Source organism: Mycoplasma tullyi, from assembly GCF_014068355.1.
Lineage (GTDB): Bacteria > Bacillota_I > Bacilli_A > Mycoplasmatales > Mycoplasmoidaceae > Mycoplasmoides > Mycoplasmoides tullyi.
In genome coordinates this window covers 578555-597580 of the sequence record NZ_CP059674.1, presented here as the reverse complement: position 1 = coordinate 597580, position 19026 = coordinate 578555, and the positions used below count along the sequence as shown (strand labels likewise).

Below are 19026 nucleotides of genomic sequence, written 5' to 3'. Positions count from 1 at the left end.
CTTAAATTGGAGAATATACACAATGAGTGATAAAATTATCGTAAATAATATCGAAGCCCTAAACAACGCTTTAGATATCGCATTAACAAAAGATAAGAGTGTGGTATTATACGGTGAAGACGCTGGTTTTGAAGGTGGTGTGTTTAGAGCAACTAAAGGATTACAACAAAAACACGGTTCTGATAGAGTATGGGATGCTCCGATTGCTGAAGCTGCTATGACAGGTGCTGCTATTGGTGCTTCATTTGCTGGATTAAAACCAGTTGTTGAAATTCAATTCTCTGGTTTCAGTTTCTTAGTAATGCAACAACTATTCTGTCACGCTGCAAGAATTAGAAACAGAACTAGAGGTCAATTAAACGCTCCAATCGTTTTAAGAATGCCTATGGGTGGTGGAATTAAAGCTCTTGAACACCACTCTGAAACATTAGAAGCTATCTATTCTCACATTCCAGGTGTTAAGGTTGTTATGCCATGTAACCCTTATGACACTAAGGGATTAATGTTAGCTGCAATTAATGATCCAGACCCAGTTGTGTTCTTTGAACCTAAGAAGTTATACCGTTCATTTAAACAAGAAATTCCAGCTGGTGAATACATTGTTGAAATCGGTAAGGCTAACGTATTAACTCAAGGTAGCAAATTAACGATCGTAACTTATGGTCCAAACGTTATTGACCTACTTGAAATCGTTAGTCAATACCCAGCAGGTGATATTGAATTAATCGACTTAAGAACAATCGCTCCACTTGACTGAAATACAGTTTTAGCTTCAGTTCAAAAAACTGGTCGTTTACTAGTTGTTCACGAAGCTGTTAAATCATTCGGTGTTGGTGCTGAAATCATTACTAGAGTAACTGAAAAGTTATTCGCTAGCTTAAAGAAAGCTCCAGTTCGTGTAACCGGATTTGACATCACTGTTCCACTAGCAAAAGGTGAAGCAATTCAATTCGATCTTAAACAAAGAACAATTGACGCAATTAACGAATTACTAGCTTAGTTTTTTAAATAATTTCTATCGTTTTTATTAATCTCACCCATTAATAAAAACGATATTTGTTTACGTAAAAAACTGACAATTCAGTATTGAAATAATTATTTAATTTATAATTAACAGTACATTTTCATTAATAGATAAAATAGAAAGATAATAACAAACATGTTTGAATATAAATTTACAGACGTTGGTGAAGGGCTACACGAAGGTGTTGTTGCTCAAATCTATGTTAAAGTAGGTGACACAATTAAAGAAGGTGACCCAATGTTTTCAGTTGAAACTGATAAGGTTACAACTGACTTACCAGCTCCTGAAGGTGGTGTGGTTACTTCAATTCTTGCAACTGTTGGACAAACTGTTCACGTTGGTGAAGTAATGTTAATCTTAAACGGTGATGCTAGTGGTGCTCCTGCACCAGCTGCTGCTCCTGCTCCGGCTGCAGCTCCTGCTGCTGCTCCTGCACCTGCATTCCCAAGTTTCCCATCTCCAGCACCAGCAGCTGCTCCTGCTCCTGCACCTGCATTCCCAAGCTTCCCAGCACCAGCTGCTGCACCTGCTCCAGCTCCTGCTTTCCCAGCTCCTGCACCAGCACCAGCTGCTGAAGCTGAATCAGGTGGTGGCGGTGCTTCAGTTGTAGGTGAAGTTAAAGTTTCAAACAAATTATTTGGATTATTCGGTGATCAAAGTGCTGGAAGTTCACCAGCTCCAGCTCCTACACCAGCTCCTGCACCAGCTGCGCCAGCTTTTGGAACTCCAGTTCCAGTAGCTACTCCTTTAGCTCAAGCTGTTGCTAGTGATTTAAATGTAAATTTAAACAATGTTACACCTGCAAATGGTGCTAAAGTATTTTCAAGCGATGTATTTGCTGCAGCTACTCCAGCTCCAGTTGCTGCTCCAGCACCAGCACCTGCACCAGCTGCACCAGCTGCTGCTCCTGCAAACGACAACGAAACTTACAAAGAAATTACATCAATCAGAAAAGCCATTGCTAAAGCAATGACAACTGCTCACGAAGAAATTCCAACTACAGTTTTAACATTCAACTTTGATGTAACTAAATTAGTTTCTTACCGTAAGCAAGTTAAAGACGCTGTATTATCAAGTTATGGTATTAAATTATCATTCTTACCATTCTTATTAAAAGCAATTACTAAAGCTGTAATTGCTCACCCAGTATTCAACTCTCACTACGATAAGACTAACAATCGTTTAGTATTAAAGAAAAAAATTAACTTAGGTATTGCTGTTGATACTGCTGATGGTTTAATGGTTCCAAACATTAAATCAGCTCAAGACAAATCAGTAATTGAAATTGCTAAAGAAGTTAGCAGTTTAGCTGAAAAAGCACGTTCTAAGAAGATGGGACTAGCTGATTTAGCTGATGGAACAATTAGTGTTACTAACTTTGGTTCAATCGGTGCACTATTTGGTACTCCAATTATTAAATTCCCAGAAGTTGCTATTATTGCTACAGGTACAGTAGAAGAAAAATTATCTAGAACTGCTGAAAACCAAATCGTAATTAAGCAAATTATGCCAATTACAATTGCAGCTGACCACAGATGAATTGATGGTGCTGATATCGGACGATTTGCTAAGACATTAAAAGAAATCGTTGAAAACCTTGACGGTTTACTAATTTAATTAGTAGGTAGTAAATATGTATAATTACGATCTAATTGTTATTGGTGCTGGACCTGGTGGTTATGTAGCAGGTGAACATGCTGCTAAAAATGGTCTTAAAACTTTAGTAATTGAACGCGGCACTTATGGCGGAGTTTGTTTAAATGTTGGTTGTATTCCAACTAAGACATTATTACAATCTTCTAAAGTTAAACACTACGTTGAAAAAGCAGCTGAATTTGGACTAGATTTAGCTAATACCCAAATGTCTGTTAACTGAGCAAACATCTTAAAAAGAAAAGAAGGTGTTGTTAACAAATTAGTTAACGGGGTGAAAACGATCTTAAAGATGGCTAAGGCTGAAACGATCGTTGGAGAAGCAACAATTATTGATGGTCACACAGTATCTGTAAATGGTCAAACATTGACAACAAAAGATATTATTGTAGCAACTGGTTCATCTCCTAGAAAATTACCTTTACCTGGATTTGATCAAGGTCGTGCTGAAGGTGTGATCATTGATTCAACAAGAGCACTTGAATTACCTCAAGTTCCTCAATCACTAGTTGTGATTGGTGGTGGTGTAATTGGGATTGAATTTGCAACTTTATATGCAACACTTGGAACTAAAGTAACAATCTTACAAGCTGTTGATCGATTATGTGAATTACTAGATCAAGATGCGAGTGATTTCATTGCTAAAAAAGTTAAATCACTAGGCATCAACGTTGTTTACAACGCTAAGATTCTAGGTTATCAAAACCAATCAATTATATATGAAGATAATGGAACAGCTTACCAATTACCTTCACAATACATCCTTGAATCTGTTGGTAGAGTAATTAATGATCAAGTATTTGGTTCATTTAATGTTGCAAGAGATGAACGTAACCGCATTAAGTTAAATGATAAACTGCAAACATCAACTGATTCAATCTATGTAATTGGTGATGCTGCTGGTCAAGTAATGTTAGCTCACTACGCTTATCACCACGCAACATTTGCTGTTGATACAATTCTTGGACGGAACCCGAAAAAAGTAAGTGCACTAACTACTCCTGGATGTATTTATACTTATCCAGAGATTGCTACGATTGGTTATACTGAACAACAACTAAAAGAAAAGAATATCGAATACGTTGTTGCTAAAATGCCAATGGCAGTTAATGGTAAAGCGATTGCTGATGGTGCAACTGACGGATTTGTTAAACTGATGTTTGGCAAAAAATATGGTGAGATCCTAGGATGTGTACTAATCGCATCAACTGCTAGTGATATGATCTCTGAAATTGCTTTAGCAATGGAAAATGAACTAACCGTGTTTGAATTAGAACAAGCAATTCACCCACACCCAACTCTTGCTGAAGTGATCTCAGAATGTGCTAAACAAGCAATTTACACTCACTTTAATCACAAACACTAAAATTATTCAAACAAATAAAAGACCCTTGTACAAGGGTTTTTTATCAAATATACACAATTATGGCTTATTTTTACTTATCAGACTCGAACGATTGCTACATTAATGCAGCGACTGAAGAATACCTATTAAAACACTTAGATCTAGAATTACCAATCATTTACATCTGAAGAAATGCTAATACGATCTTTATTGGTCGTAACCAAAATACATTAGCTCAGATTAATACCAATGAAACATCTAAAGATCACGTTAATCTAATTCGCCGTTTTTCAGGTGGGGGAACAGTGTTCCAAGATCTTGGGAATATCTGTTATTCTTATATCGATTATTTAGATGAAAAACGTGCTAATGCTTATCAGTTTTTTGCACAACCAATTATTGAATTCTTAAATTCACTAAATATTAATGCGACTTTTAAAGGTCGCAATGATCTAGAAATTGAAGGCATGAAGTTTTCAGGAACGGCACAATACCTTTATCAAGATAAGATCTTACACCACGGAACGTTACTTTATAACACTGACATGACTAAGTTAGCTAACTACTTACATGTTGATAAGAGTAAGATTGAAGCTAAAGGAATTGATTCAATCAAAAAACGTGTAACTAATATCATTGATCATTTACCAGAAAAAAAATCAGTTGAATGATTTATTGATGAACTAATTAAGTTCTACTTTAAAAAGTACGATCTTACTAAGATCGAATTAGATGATAAAGCTAAACAATGGATCAAAGATCGTGCTGAGAATCACTTCAAGAAATGAGAATGAATCTATGGATCATCTTTAGAATACAAATTCAATAATAAAAAACGCTTTAGTGGTGGTGAATTAGAATTAAGTCTAAACACTGATCACGGTGTGATCAAAGATATCAAATTCAACGGTGACTTTTTAAGTGTTGGTCAGATCGAAGAGATAGAAGAAAAATTAAAAGGAACGAAGTTTGATTACCAAAGTGTGAATGATGTTTTAGATCAGTTTGATCTACCATTATATCTTGGAACAATCACTAAAGAAGAATTGCTAAGCTTATTGTTTGATAACAAATAATTTATTATAATTTTATAAGGGTTAAAAACATTTATATATGGCCATTCAAACAAAGCGAATCGCGATCTTAACTTCTGGAGGAGACTCTCCAGGAATGAATCCAGCAATCTATGGTTTAGTGCAACAAGCAATCATTAATAATATCCAACCTTATCTAGTTTATGAAGGTTATAAGGGATTAGTTGAAGATCAGATCGTTCTAGCTAACCAACAAGAAGTGATTGATCACTTCTTTGATTCGGGTACTTTTATTTATTCAGCAAGATTAGTTGAATTCAAAGATCTTGAAGTAAGAAAAAAAGCCGTAAGCAATCTTAAAGCTAAAAAGATTGACACTTTAGTCGTGATCGGTGGTGATGGTTCATATCAGGGTGCAAAATTGTTATCTGAGATGGGAATCAATGTAATTGCGATGCCTGGAACGATTGACAACGACGTTTCATCATCAGATTACACGATTGGTTTTTATTCAGCACTAGAACATATTACAAGAACAATCCAAGAGATTATCTCAACTAGTGTTTCACACAACCGCGTATCGATCTCTGAAGTGATGGGTCGACATTGTGGTGATTTAGCTGTGTATGCTGCAATAGCAACCAAAGCTGATTTAGTAATCACCCCAGAAAACATTAAATCAACCCAGGAGATTGTTGATCTTGCAGCTAAAAGAATGTTACAAGATCACAAACGTACGTTTACTGTAATTGTTTGTGAACATATCTATGGTGAAGATGGTCGTGATAGTTTAAAAACAATTGCCCAACAAATTAATGACCAATTAGGAATTAAAACTAATGTAAATATCCTAACCTATGGTCAACGTGGTCAAGTTCCAACACCAATGGAACGTATCCTTGCAATAAAATTTGCAATCAAAGCGTTTGAATGTATCAATGATCAAACATACGGCGTTGTTTTAGGTTTAAGTGGTGATGAAATTGTTACTTACAATTTCCAAGAAGCACTAAATAAACGCAATCCTTCAAGAATCAAATTAATTAATTTGAGCAATAGAATAAACGGTGGTTTTTAATAATAAATATGAATAAGAAACATAAAGATTTTGATTTAAACTTTTTAAAAAAGACAAAGATAGTAGCCACTTGTGGTCCTTCAATTACTTATAAACTTTTTAGTTTAGCCGATCTAGAAGATCCTACTAAACAAGAGATCGTCCAAAAAGCTAAAGAAAACTTAAAACAATTATTTTTAAACGGTGTAAGTGTTGTAAGATTAAACTTTTCTCACGGAAATCAAGAAGAACAAGCAGTTAGAATGATTCTAGCTAGAAGTGTGGCTAATGAATTAAATCTGCCAATCTCAATTATGCTTGATACCAACGGTCCTGAGATCAGATTAAATCAGATCAGTGATACGAACAACGTTGTTAAAAAAGATCAGATCGTAAAGATTTATACTAACCGTGAAATCGTTGGTGATGCTACTGAATTCTCAGTTTCAGATTCATCTAAAAAATACAACATGGCTAAAGATGTTTCTTTAGGTTCAACTGTTTTAGTAGATGATGGAAAATTAACTTTACAAGTAATTGAGATTGCCGAAGATTTTTCATTTATTCGAGCAATTGCTAAAAACGAACATAAGATCATCACTAAAAAACGTATTAACTTACCAAATGCACAATATTCAATTCCATTCTTATCACAAAAAGATTACAACGATATCACTTTTGGATTAAAGAATAAAGTTGATTATATTGCTGCATCATTTGTTAATAGTGCAGATGATGTTTATGAAATTAAAGCAATCTTAAAACAATACGGTATGGAACACGTTCAAGTGATTGCTAAAGTTGAAACTCGTCACGCAATCAAAAACCTTGATGAAATCATTGATGTAAGTGATGGAATCATGGTAGCAAGAGGTGATCTTGGTTTAGAAATCCCTTATTACGAAGTTCCTTATTGAGAAAAATACATCATCAAAGCTTGTCGATTTAAAAATAAACGTGTAATTGTAGCTACTCAAATGCTAGATTCACTTGAAAAAAACGTGCAACCTACTCGTGCTGAAGTTACTGATGTTTTCTTTGCTGTTGAACGTGGATGTGATGCAACAATGTTATCAGGTGAAACTGCTAATGGGATGTATCCAATTATTGCTGTTGAAACAATGAAAAAGATTAACAAACAATCTGAACTATTGTTTGACTACAAACGTGCAATTACTCACTACTTCCCAATGACAGATGTATGTCACACCGCTTTTGGTGAAAGAGTACTTGAGATCGCTAAAAAGATCTGTCCAAACCGTGAGATTGACAACGAAGAATTCTCAACTCACTTCTTAGTGCACTTTACTAATAACCGTGATGAAATCTTTGCTTTATCAAACGCTAAATTAGCTGCTAGTGTAATTATTGTTACTGATGATCAAAATGTCTACACAGGTCACGGTGTTGATTATGGTGTGTTTACTTATAAAGTGGATAATCTTTCTGAAGCAATCAACAATCACCAATTAGTTGCTAAAAAAGCAATCTTACACTATTCAGAACTATTTGAAATTAAACCAGACAACAAGACTAACTTTGTCTTATTAAAATAGGAAACTAATAATTTATATGAATATTAAACCACTACACGATAATGTTTTAGTAGAAGTTTTATCTGAAGAAAAAACTTCAAAATCAGGAATCATTACCAGCATTGAAAAATCTGATAAAGCAACATCAACCAAAGGTTTAGTGATTGCTTTAGGTGATGGGATGATCTATGCTAAACAACAAAAAGTTGATTATCAAATCAACATAAATGATCAAGTTTATTTTAAAGAATACTCAGGGACTGAGATCGTAGTTAATGATAAGACTTATAAGATCTTAAGTTATGAAGAAATCATTGGAGTAATTAGATAATGGCAAAAGAACTAACATTTGAACAACAAGCACGAGCTAAGTTACTAGAAGGAATTAATAAGTTAGCAAGAGCTGTAAAAATTACAGCTGGTCCTAAAGGAAGAAATGCTTTAATTGAAAAAAAATACGGTGCTCCTTTAATTGTTAATGATGGGGTAACGATAGCTAGAGAAATCGAATTAGACGACCCAGTTGAAAATATGGGAGCTAAGTTGATTGCTGAAGCTGCAATTTCAACTAATGATATTGCAGGTGATGGGACAACAACAGCGACCATCTTAACTCACGAAATTGTTAATAAAGCAATTGAAGCAATTAATAATGGTACTAATCCCGTTAATTTAAGAATCGGGATTGAAAATGCTGCTAAATTAGTATCAGAATACTTAACGAGTGTTTCAAAACCAATTAAATCAATCGATGAAATCACTCAAGTTGGTGCAATTTCATCTGGTTCAAAATTCATTGGTGAATTGATTGCTAAAGCAATGGATATCGTTGGTCCAAGCGGGGTAATCTCAATCGATGATGCCAAATCATTTGATACAACTCTAGATACAACTGATGGATTAGAATTCAAGGGTGGATATTCTTCACCATATATGGTGACTGATTCTGAAAAAATGTTAAGTGAATTAGCTAATCCAAGAATCTTAGTTTCACTTAATAAGATTAATACTGTTAAAGAAATCTTACCTTTACTTGAAGCTAGTGTTGAATCTTCTTCTCCATTATTAATTGTTGCTAGTGATATTGCTGAAGATGTAGTAACTGCTTTAGCAATTAACAAATTACGCGGAACACTAAATGTAACTAGTGTTAAATGTACAGAATTTGGTGAAGCACAAAAAAACACCTTAGAAGATTTAGCTATCAGTGTTAATACAGTTTTAGTTGATAGTACTGCTGGAATTGAATTCAAAGATCTTGAATTAAACAAATTAGGAACTGCAGAAAAAGTAATTATCTCTAAAGATAAAACAACTGTAATTAACGGTGCTTGCAGTAAGGATGTTTTAGCTAAATACTTAAATAACTTAAAAGCTAAATCAGCTAATTTAACTTCTAAGTATGACAAAGAAAGAATTACTAAAAGAATTGCTAACTTATCAAACGGTGTAGCAGTAATTCACGTAGGTGGTGCTACTGAAGTTGCTCAAAAAGAACTAAAACTTAGAATTGAAGATGCACTAAACTCAACTAAAGCTGCAGTTGAAGAAGGTATCGTTGCAGGTGGTGGAATTGCATTAATGAATGCCATTGAAGTATTAAAACAAGTTAAAGAATCTAATTCTGAAATCGCTTTAGGTTATGAAATTGTTAGATCTTCATTAACAGCTCCTGCACGCCAAATTATTGAAAATGCAGGGCAAAATAGCTCAAAAATTATTAACAACATCATTAATAGCAAACAATCAGGTTATGGATATAACGCTGAAACTAATGAATTTGTTAATATGATCAATAACGGAATTATTGATCCAACTAAAGTAACAAAAACTGCATTAGAAAAAGCTTGTTCGGTAGCTGCATTATTAATTACTACTGAAGTAGCAATCAATGATGAATCTAAAGATGAAAAGCCAAGCTTGAATCACCTATAATCATCAATAATTAACCCTATAAGATTCGAATTAATCTTTGAACAAAGTATTGTTTCAAAGATTAATTTTTTTTATTTCATAATCAAACCTGTAATAAAAACAATATGAAAAAATACGAAAAGAAGTCAATTGAAGTTCTTAAGCAAGAATTAACGCCATTACAATTTGACGTGACTCAAAATGCCGCTACTGAACGTCCTTATACTAACGAGTATGATCAAAACTTTAAAAAAGGGATCTATGTAGATATTACAAGTGGTGAGCCACTATTCTTATCAACTGACAAATATGATTCAGGTTGTGGCTGACCTGCATTTTCTCGTCCGATTGCTAAATCATTAATTAACGAAGTTCAAGACTTATCACATAATATGGTTAGAGTTGAAGTTCGTGCAAAAAACTCTGATAGTCACCTAGGTCACGTATTTACTGATGGTCCAAGAGATAAGGGTGGTTTAAGATACTGCATTAACTCGGCTTCATTAAAATTCATTCCTTATGAAGAGCTAAAGCAAGCAGGATACGAAGAGTTCATTGAAATTTTAGATAAAGAATTAAGTCATTAGGCTTCTGATAAATATAAAAAAATGATCCAAGTGTTTGGATCTTTTTTTATTGATGTGAATGTTTGTTTTTTAATTTAATTACTAAGAGTAAAAAAATTATTTAGTTAATTCTTGTGACTCTAGTAAAAAATATCGCTTTACGTTTTTATAGTTATTTTAGAAAAATGCAAATTTAGTTATTGTTAGGTTGACGAGTTAAAGAAAAGTTGATTATACTTTTGTTTCCTGATCAAAAATTACCGCTTATATAAATCTGCATTATATAAATCTCTATATCGAAAAACGGTATATCAACTTGTTATTCACTAAAGCGTTATTTTGCTAATTAATAACTGAAATAAATATAGCATACAATCAAAGTGAAAAGATTTTATAAAAATATAAATTTTCAAAAAACACGGTAAAAACGATATTTTTTACATGACTGTTTTGTCTTATTTTCTTCATCTAAAAATTGTATCTAAGAGCTCGGAACAAGTATAGAAAGGTCGCTGGAAATTCAGTAGGACTAATACAAATAAGTCTAAAAATATCACCTGTCAATTTTCAACATTTTACCGTTTATTCTTTTGAAATTTATAAAATGATTATGAATTTATTAAGACCAATAATGATTTAATTAGAGGTCTTAATAACCCGACGCCAATAAAGTTAAATATAGAAACTTAATAACTTTTAAGATCGTCTTCTTTCTTAACGCAGTTACATTCAAAAAAATTTTTTCTTCCAGCAAGTTACTTTCTACATATGTTTAATAAAAAGAATTACGACAAAATTATGAATATCATTAAAACTAATAAAAGAACTACTGACAGAATTACAGATGTAACTAATGATGACGTGTTAAAGTTATTGCAACAAAAGTTCGGTAAAACTAACATATATTTGAATGAAAAAGATGATTTAAAAGATCTAGAAGCAATCTCTACAGGAAGTATTAAGTTAGATCATGCACTAGGTACAAATGGTTTTATAAAAGGAAGAATCGTAGAAATTTATGGAAACGAATCATGCGGTAAAACCACTTTAGCTCTATCAACAATCAAACAAGCTATTGATAAAGACATGCGTGTTGCTTTTATTGATGCTGAACATGCACTAGATTTAAGATATGCAAAACGTTTAGGGATAGATTTAACAAAACTAATCATTGCTAGACCTGATTATGGCGAACAAGGTTTTGAGATTATTAAATCTTTAATTAAAACTGAATTAATTGATTTGATTGTTGTTGACTCAGTAGCAGCTTTAGTACCTAAAGTTGAAATAGAAGGAAAAATGGAAGATCAAACAATGGGGACACATGCAAGAATGATGTCTAGAGGTCTTTCTAGAATTCAGCCATTATTAGCTAAACATAACGTATCAGTTATTTTCATTAACCAATTACGTGAAAAGGTTGGCATTGTCTTTGGTAACCCTGAAGTTACAACCGGTGGAAAAGCGCTTAAGTTCTATTCATCAACGAGACTAGAACTAAGAAGAACTGAAATCATTAAAGATGCTTCTAATAATGCAATTGGAATTAAGTCAAAAGCAACAATTACTAAAAATAAACTTTCAAGCCCAATGGCTACAACTTATATTGACTTTTATTTCAAATCTGGAATTAGTGAAGTTAATGAAATTATCGATTTAGCAATCGATTACCAAATCATTGAACAATCAGGCAGTTGATTCTCATATCAAAAAGAAAAAATCGCTCAAGGTAAAGCGAATTTAGTAGCTAAATTAGGTGAATCAGAAGAGTTATACAAACTAATCAAAACCGAAGTTTTAAATAAATTAAAAGATACCCAATAACGCCTAATAATATAATATTAGGTATATGATAACCGTCTCTATTTTATTAATGTATCTGATCGTGGGCTTATTGACCGCGTTAACAGTTTTAATTTTTGCTTTCATCTTACTTAAGCTATATGAATTCAGATTTTTTAAACAAACTGAAACATATCAACGTGAACTTGAACAAGAAATTCTAAGGATTAATAAACAAGAAGAGCTTGAAGAAAAACTAAATGAGCATTATTTGTTTCAAAGCAACTTCAAAGTTTTTACTAAAAAAGATCTTAAAGAAATTCGAAATTTCTTTATCGCTGTGTTAAGCGATAAGATTTTGTTAGAAGACAAAAGAAGATTGTTATCTAACGAAATCATCGAAAAGAAAAAAGAGAATGAAGAGCTTAAAGAAAAGCTATATGCAAAAAAAGTTGAAGAGAAGATTGCATTATTAAAAGAGATGAACTTAACTCACGAAGAAGCTAGAAAAAGACTTCTAGAAGAATATCGAGGTTATGTAAGAAATGATCTCGATAAGATGATTAAAGAAGAAGAGAAAATTGCTAATGATAAGAAGATAGCGCTTAAAAACGAATCTAACAAAATTCTTATCAATGCAATGAGCGATATGTCTTTATTGACTGATACTGTGAGAATGAACACAGTTAGGACTATTAATTATGAACATGTCGATTCTGATGCAAGAAAAACTAAAAAAACTTCTGATGATTTTTTTGGCAAACTAATTGGTAAAGAAGCAAAAACCAAAGAATACATTGAAAGATTATTCAATGTAGAGATTATCATTCAACCTGAATTGTCTAGAATCAAAGTTTCTTCATTTAATACGATCAAACTAGAAGTTGCCTACAACGCAATGAATAAGATTGTTGAAGCTGTGAATGAACGTGGCACCCATGTTTTAGATGAAAAATTAATTAAGAAGAGTTGATATGAATCATTAAATGAATTCACAGCAGAAGCTAAAAGAATTGGTGAAGAAACTCTTAGACAATTAGGCTTATATGAATCTGCTCTGATTCCTAATAAAGAAATTTGCGAATTCATTGGTCGTTTAAAATTCAGAGGTTCTTATACTCAAAACGTTTTAACTCATTCAATTGAAGCTGCTCAGATTGCGGGAAGTATAGCTGATCAACTTAGCTTAAATAAAGAAAAAGCAATAGTTTGTGCTTTACTTCATGATATTGGTAAGGCAATCGATAAAGAAAGTGTTAGTAGTGAAGGTAAATATAAATGGAAAAATCTTAAATTTGCAGCTAATGACCATGTTAGTGCTGGTGTGGCAATAGCTCAACATTATAAGTTTGATATTGACATTATTGATGCAATCAACTGTCACCATGGCAGAAAAAAGATTTATGAAAAATCTAAGAATTTCTACGCAAAAATAACGAAAATTGCTGATTTCTTATCAGCTGCTAGACCTGGTGTAAGATTTGTTAAAGAAAATGATATCGAAAAACGTTTGGATACAATCGATAGCATTTTAACTAAATACATCGATGAAAAGATCATTACAACTTATAAGATCTTAAAAGCTGGTTATAACATTAATCTAATGATCAATCCAGATATAAGTGAAAGTGAATACACACAATTAACTATTGATCTTAAAAAGGATATCGAATCTGATAAAGAACTGTCGAAATACCCAATCACAATCACTTACGTTCAAAATATCACTAGAAGCGAAACAACAAATGCTATCGCTTATGCTAAAAATGCTACAAAAACATATTCAGAAGATAACGCTGAATCAGCTGATGATGAAGATCTAAGCACGGTAGAATTTATTGATGAAGATGTCTAGAAAACCCCTAGTATTTACAGGGTGATAAATTTCTTTGAAATATTATAATCTTGTTAATGTTTTATGGATCATAACAAGAAAAAAGGTCGCTTAATTAGCGATGCATTAATCAATAGAACTGAAGACTTCTTGATCGAAGAAGACGATATTTTAAGTGACGAAGATATCAAAAAAAACGATGAACATTCAAAAGATGGATCTTTTAGCGAAAGCTATAATAAAGATTCATTTTTTAATAATGAACATTCTGAACCACTTCACTCAACTGATCGTGTTTTAGTAACTGAAGAATACGATGATGAAGATTTATTAAATGTTCCATCTGAGATTATCGTTCCTGATAAAAAACATAGTAAAACTGCAACAGAATACTTAAGCATTGAACATATTACAGATCTATATAGTCCAAACACTGGAACGTTTAATACGATGAGTGTTCACGATGTAACGCTTGTTAAACGTGAAGTTGAAATAGATCCTAAAAAAGATAACATTTTCAATTTCTCTCCACAATCTGAAAGAGCTGTTCCTAATTTTTCTAGAAATAATCAACCATTTAATCCATCGTCAATTCAAAAGGTAAATCAACCAGTTCATGAGAAGAAAGTTGTTCATGAAACTGATTTTGAAAAGTTGACAACTGTTGAGTTTAAATTAGAACCAACTAATTTTGAGAGTAACAAGTTGAATAGATCTTTAGTTCCACAATCTGATCCTATTAAACGAGATCACACGTTTAATGATCACGATTTAGATTTTGATTCTAAAACTCTTGATACTTTAGTTAGTCAACAAGTTGATAAAAACAACATTTTTGAAGCTTCTTCTATTATTAAGGAATTTAATAATAAAGAGCTTGTAATAACTAAACCCAATTATCGTGATGACAGGATTGAAAAAACAACTGCCATTGACTTTTATTTAGGAGATGATGATCTACTAGATAAAGATAGTAGTTTTCAACATGATAATGATGATCTAATTGAAACTGATTCAAAAATTCAACTTTCTCTTGAAAATGATCCGTCTCTTACACCTAAGAAGATGACGGTTAATATGCAAGAGATAGAATCTGATATCGATCAGATTACTAATGGTGATAAGAGTAATCTTTATCGTTACATCAAAACTGGTAATAGTAATGTAGCTACTGCTAATTTTTTAAAGCAAGCTGCATATAAACAAGAAGTTAAGAAAAGTGTAGAACCTAAGGAAGATCCTGCAGGTTCTGATGAACTAAAAATGGTTCTGAATGGAAATGATAATAGATCTTCAGTTTTCAAACAAATCGATGAGCAGATTAAAAAAGAAGCACAACTAGACAATCAAATTAAATCAAGATCTTATCCTACTAATTATGAACAAGTAGCAGTAGGCACAAGAACTGAATCTGATCCATCTACGACAAGAGGACGTAGTCGATCAGTTGACTCAAGAAAAGATCTTGTTAATTCAAGAAAGACAAAGAACAGTCCTAAAAAAGGTTCTACTAAATCAATCTTACTTGTTTCGCTTTTAGTGATCTTAGCGATTGCAACAATTACAGTAGCTCTCATTGTTAGATTCGCATAGATCAGAAATATTTAATTACATATCGAAAAAATGATTATCTTGATTAAGGTAATCATTTTTTTATTTATAAATCCCATTCAAGAAATGCCTATAAAATTAGGCTTAAATTTTCACTCATTTTTAGTTAAAAAAACTACATAATTTTTGCTTCAAAAATCTATAAGAAAATCCATAAGGAAAAAATAATAAAAAACTTCCTTAAAAATGTTGAAAAAATTAGCTACTTAAAAATTCAACAAAACCCTTATTTTAAAAGGTTTTAACAAGTTTTGTAAGTAACCATTTTTCTTACAAGAAAAATCGAAAAAAAATTTATGTATTTTTTTGAAATTTTTTTGCAAAAAAACTTTATAATTTTATCTGTATTTTTCAAACTACAAAAATTTAAAGATAAATTGAAAGGATTAACTGGAATTGGAAGATAAGGTTTTTATTCAGCTAAGAAACGTTAATAAAACTTTTGACGATGGTTTTGTTGCCGTTAGAAATCTAAATCTAGATATTAATAAGTCTGAATTTGTAACATTGTTAGGACCATCAGGGTGTGGTAAAACAACAACGTTAAAATTATTAGCTGGGTTCGAACAACCAACTTATGGACAAATAAAGATTAACGGAATAGATATTAAAGATATGCCCGTTCACAAACGTCCATTTGCGACTGTTTTTCAGGATTACGCATTATTCCCTAATATGACTGTTTATAACAACGTTTGTTATGGTCTTAAGATTATGCGTGTTCCTAAAGAAAACACCGATCCGAAATTAGCTGTTCAAGCTGAAAAAATTCAAAAAGAAGCTGAAAAGAAAGCTGCTGATAAAATCAAGGATCTTAGTAAAAAGAAAAACGATCTATCTAATAAATTAGATAAGATCCGTAAAGAGTATGAAAAAAGTGATTGGATGCTAGAAAACGATGAAATGCGTTTTGCTCAGTACCAAGAAGAATTGATTAAGTTAGAAGCTAAATTATCTGAAGCTTACGAACAAACTGAAATCAATCGACTTAATCAAGAGATCGTTGAATTAAAAACTAATTATCAAAAGAAGATTCCAATCGACACTAAGTACGATAAGGTCTTAAAAGAATTAGAAAACGCTGATGGGTGAACTTCATATTGAGAAACCTATCCAATCATGAAAAAAGAACACTTTGAAAACAAAGTGTTAACTCGACGATTAACTAAAAAAGAGATCGAAGAACGTGCCAACAATATGATTAAACTTGTTGGTTTAACTGGTAAAGAAGATAAATATCCTTCTGAATTATCAGGTGGGATGCAACAACGTGTTGCACTAGCTCGCGCATTAGTAATTGAACCTGAAACTTTATTATTAGATGAACCATTAAGTGCATTAGATGCTAAAGTGAGAAAACAATTACAAAACGAACTTAAAAGAATTCATAAAGAATTAAATATTACTTTTATTTTAGTTACCCACGATCAAGAAGAAGCTTTATCACTATCAGATAAGATCGTAGTTATGTCTCAAGGTGATATCGAACAAGTTGGTAAACCTAATGCGATTTATGACTCTCCAATCAATGAATGAACTGCTAGATTTATTGGTGCTGCCAACATCTTTGATGGAACCTATTTAGGTGACTACAAAATCAAACTAAACTCTGGTGATATTATTGACACTGATGAAGAATACGAATTCAAAAAAGACGATCAAGTTCGTGTTTTAATTCGTCCAGAAGACTTTGACGTTGTTGAAAAAGACCAAGGCTTTTTCAACGTTGAAGTAATCAAAACTTCTTATAAAGGAGTATTATGAGAAGTTGAATGTTTAATGAGTGATAAAACGATGATCAAAGTTGATAATATCGACGAAGTTAAAGTTGGATCAATCGTTGGCTTAAAATTCGACGAGATGGATGTTCACATGATGAGGAAAGAAGAAGATGTTTAAAAATTTTAGATCGATCAAAAATTTAAATGCCATCACTCAAACCTTAAAGGCTCCTAAAAAGACTTGGTTAATTCTTCCTTATTCGTTATTACTATTAATTCTATTCATCATCCCATTAATTATTGTTTTAGTTAATGCGTTTACACCTTTTAGTGTGCAAACTCAAGATGGTAGAACTATTGGTGTTAATGTTTCTGAGAACTTTTCAATCGTTGATAACTTTACTATTACAAAGATGTTTAAATCTTTTGGTTTAGCAATTGCTTGTACGATTATTTGTTTAGTAATAGCCTTTCCATTTGCTTACATCTTATCAATCACTAAAAGTAAGTTATTCAAATACAGTGTTGTGGCATTAGTAACTGCACCAATCTGAAACAGTTTCTTAATTAAAGTAATTGGGCTTAAATCTTTATTAGATTTAATCTTTGGTGAAGCTAACAGTACTTTTGGTGATGGTTGAACCTTATTAGGATTGGTGTATATTTTCATGCCGTTCATGATCTTACCTATCTATACGGTATTAATCTCAATGCCTAAGAACTACATGTTAGCTTCACAAGACTTGGGATATAACTACTTCATGAGCTTTTTTAAGATCGTGATTCCTTATTGTAAGAATGCGATTATCTCAGGTGTGACATTAGTATTATTACCTTCATTTACTACAGCTGGGATTGGACGATTTGTTAATAATGCTAATGATGGTGAACTGATTGGTGGTTATTTATTATCATTAGGTTCTAATGGATTGGAATCTAGAGTGGCTATTTCTCAAGCAAGTGCGTTAAGTCTTACTTTAGCGATCCTTATCTTAGCATTCTATACCTTATTCTTTGTAGTTCCTAGAGTGTTTAGTTATCTAAAAAAACGCTCAGCACTTAAAAATAAAATTAAGGGGGCAGTAGATCATAATGGATAAATTTAAATCAGTATTAAGACAAAGTTATATCTTTATCATCTTATTGTTTATTTATTTACCTTTATTTGTCATCGTTGTTTTATCGTTCAATGGTGTGACTGAAAGAGGAAACGTTAATGTAACGTTTAGTCAATTCGATCCAAATAAGGCGTTTGAAACCTATATGGCACTAGCTGAAGGTGATTTCTTAACACCTTTAACAACTTCATTGATTGTTGCTTTTGTATCAACTCCGATCTCAGTTTTTATTGCAACAATCACTGCATTTGGAATCTGAAGAAATAAAAAGGTTTATCAAAAACTGATGATTTCATCATCAAACACTTCAATTGTTGTTCCTGATATTATTGCTGGTTTAAGTTTAATAATTTTCTTTATTGCAACATGAGTGTCATTAGCCCAACCACTTGGTCTATTTACAATCATCGTTTCACACATCTCAATTAGTGCACCGTTTGCATTGGTATCAATTTATCCAAGAATGTTAAAAATGAATCCAAACTTAATCTTGGCTTCACAAGATTTAGGTTACAACAAGATCCAAACATTCTTCAAGATTACTTTATCTTATCTAACACCTGCACTAATTGTTGGTGGATTAATTGCTTTTGCCACATCATTTGATGATTTCATTATCACTTCTTATGTAAGAGGTTCAGCTAGAACGATTGCTACAGAATTGTATTCTATTGCTAAAGGGATTAAAGGTTGAGCAATCGCATTTGGGGCTATTCTAGTATTCATTGGAATCTTGGCTACAGCAATTTCAGTAATCAAAAAAGCAATTACTGAAAGAATTAATTATAAGGAAAAAGTTGCTCGATCAATTCACAACTAATTTATGTATAAA

The 19026-nt window shown here is 32.2% G+C and carries 15 protein-coding genes; all 15 read left to right on the top strand.

What is annotated here, in order from left to right; translation table 4 throughout:
* Nucleotides 1-22 precede the first annotated feature (22 nt).
* The 15 genes from H3143_RS02415 to H3143_RS02345 all read left to right on the top strand — a co-directional run bounded on the left by H3143_RS02415 (nucleotide 23) and on the right by H3143_RS02345 (nucleotide 19014).
* On the top strand, nucleotides 23-1000 hold the full coding sequence (locus H3143_RS02415; protein ID WP_182078624.1) for an alpha-ketoacid dehydrogenase subunit beta: 978 nt from the start codon (nucleotides 23-25) through the stop codon (nucleotides 998-1000).
* A 159-nt stretch (nucleotides 1001-1159) separates the two neighbouring features.
* On the top strand, nucleotides 1160-2641 hold the full coding sequence (locus tag H3143_RS02410; protein ID WP_182078623.1) for a dihydrolipoamide acetyltransferase family protein: 1482 nt from the start codon (nucleotides 1160-1162) through the stop codon (nucleotides 2639-2641).
* A gap of 16 nt (nucleotides 2642-2657) precedes the next feature.
* Nucleotides 2658-4043: a dihydrolipoyl dehydrogenase gene (gene lpdA / locus H3143_RS02405; protein ID WP_182078622.1), complete on the top strand. Its 1386-nt coding sequence runs from the start codon at nucleotides 2658-2660 to the stop codon at nucleotides 4041-4043.
* Nucleotides 4044-4102: 59 nt separating this feature from the next.
* Nucleotides 4103-5098 (top strand): lipoate--protein ligase, encoded by a 996-nt coding sequence (locus H3143_RS02400; protein WP_182078621.1) that lies wholly within the window; start codon nucleotides 4103-4105, stop codon nucleotides 5096-5098.
* A gap of 37 nt (nucleotides 5099-5135) precedes the next feature.
* Nucleotides 5136-6134, top strand: a complete 999-nt coding sequence (locus H3143_RS02395) for an ATP-dependent 6-phosphofructokinase (protein WP_182078620.1) — start codon at nucleotides 5136-5138, stop codon at nucleotides 6132-6134.
* An 8-nt stretch (nucleotides 6135-6142) separates the two neighbouring features.
* Nucleotides 6143-7669: a pyruvate kinase gene (gene pyk / locus H3143_RS02390; RefSeq protein WP_182078619.1), complete on the top strand. Its 1527-nt coding sequence runs from the start codon at nucleotides 6143-6145 to the stop codon at nucleotides 7667-7669.
* Between the two features lie 16 nt (nucleotides 7670-7685).
* Entirely contained in the window at nucleotides 7686-7979 is a 294-nt protein-coding gene (groES, locus tag H3143_RS02385; RefSeq protein ID WP_182078618.1) for a co-chaperone GroES, read from the top strand.
* Entirely contained in the window at nucleotides 7979-9583 is a 1605-nt protein-coding gene (groL, locus tag H3143_RS02380; RefSeq protein WP_182078617.1) for a chaperonin GroEL, read from the top strand. The genes groES and groL overlap by 1 nt, the downstream gene beginning before the upstream one ends.
* Before the next feature lie 104 nt (nucleotides 9584-9687).
* A complete protein-coding gene (gene msrB, locus H3143_RS02375) occupies nucleotides 9688-10149 on the top strand; it encodes a peptide-methionine (R)-S-oxide reductase MsrB (protein ID WP_182078616.1) in 462 nt (153 codons plus the stop codon).
* A gap of 747 nt (nucleotides 10150-10896) precedes the next feature.
* Complete coding sequence (recA, locus tag H3143_RS02370; protein ID WP_182078615.1) at nucleotides 10897-11952, top strand: recombinase RecA; 1056 nt, start codon at nucleotides 10897-10899, stop codon at nucleotides 11950-11952.
* 61 nt (nucleotides 11953-12013) lie between these two features.
* Complete coding sequence (locus tag H3143_RS02365) at nucleotides 12014-13765, top strand: HDIG domain-containing metalloprotein (protein WP_267128818.1); 1752 nt, start codon at nucleotides 12014-12016, stop codon at nucleotides 13763-13765.
* 63 nt (nucleotides 13766-13828) lie between these two features.
* On the top strand, nucleotides 13829-15337 hold the full coding sequence (locus H3143_RS02360; protein ID WP_182078613.1) for a hypothetical protein: 1509 nt from the start codon (nucleotides 13829-13831) through the stop codon (nucleotides 15335-15337).
* 414 nt (nucleotides 15338-15751) lie between these two features.
* Nucleotides 15752-17254, top strand: coding sequence for an ABC transporter ATP-binding protein (locus H3143_RS02355; RefSeq protein WP_182078612.1), 1503 nt, complete (start codon nucleotides 15752-15754; stop codon nucleotides 17252-17254).
* Nucleotides 17247-18176 carry an ABC transporter permease gene (locus H3143_RS02350; protein ID WP_182078611.1) on the top strand — a complete coding sequence of 310 codons (930 nt, stop codon included), beginning with the start codon at nucleotides 17247-17249 and terminating at the stop codon, nucleotides 18174-18176. Before H3143_RS02355 ends, H3143_RS02350 begins: the two co-directional genes overlap by 8 nt.
* On the top strand, nucleotides 18169-19014 hold the full coding sequence (locus H3143_RS02345) for an ABC transporter permease (RefSeq protein WP_182078610.1): 846 nt from the start codon (nucleotides 18169-18171) through the stop codon (nucleotides 19012-19014). The genes H3143_RS02350 and H3143_RS02345 overlap by 8 nt, the downstream gene beginning before the upstream one ends.
* Nucleotides 19015-19026 lie beyond the last annotated feature (12 nt).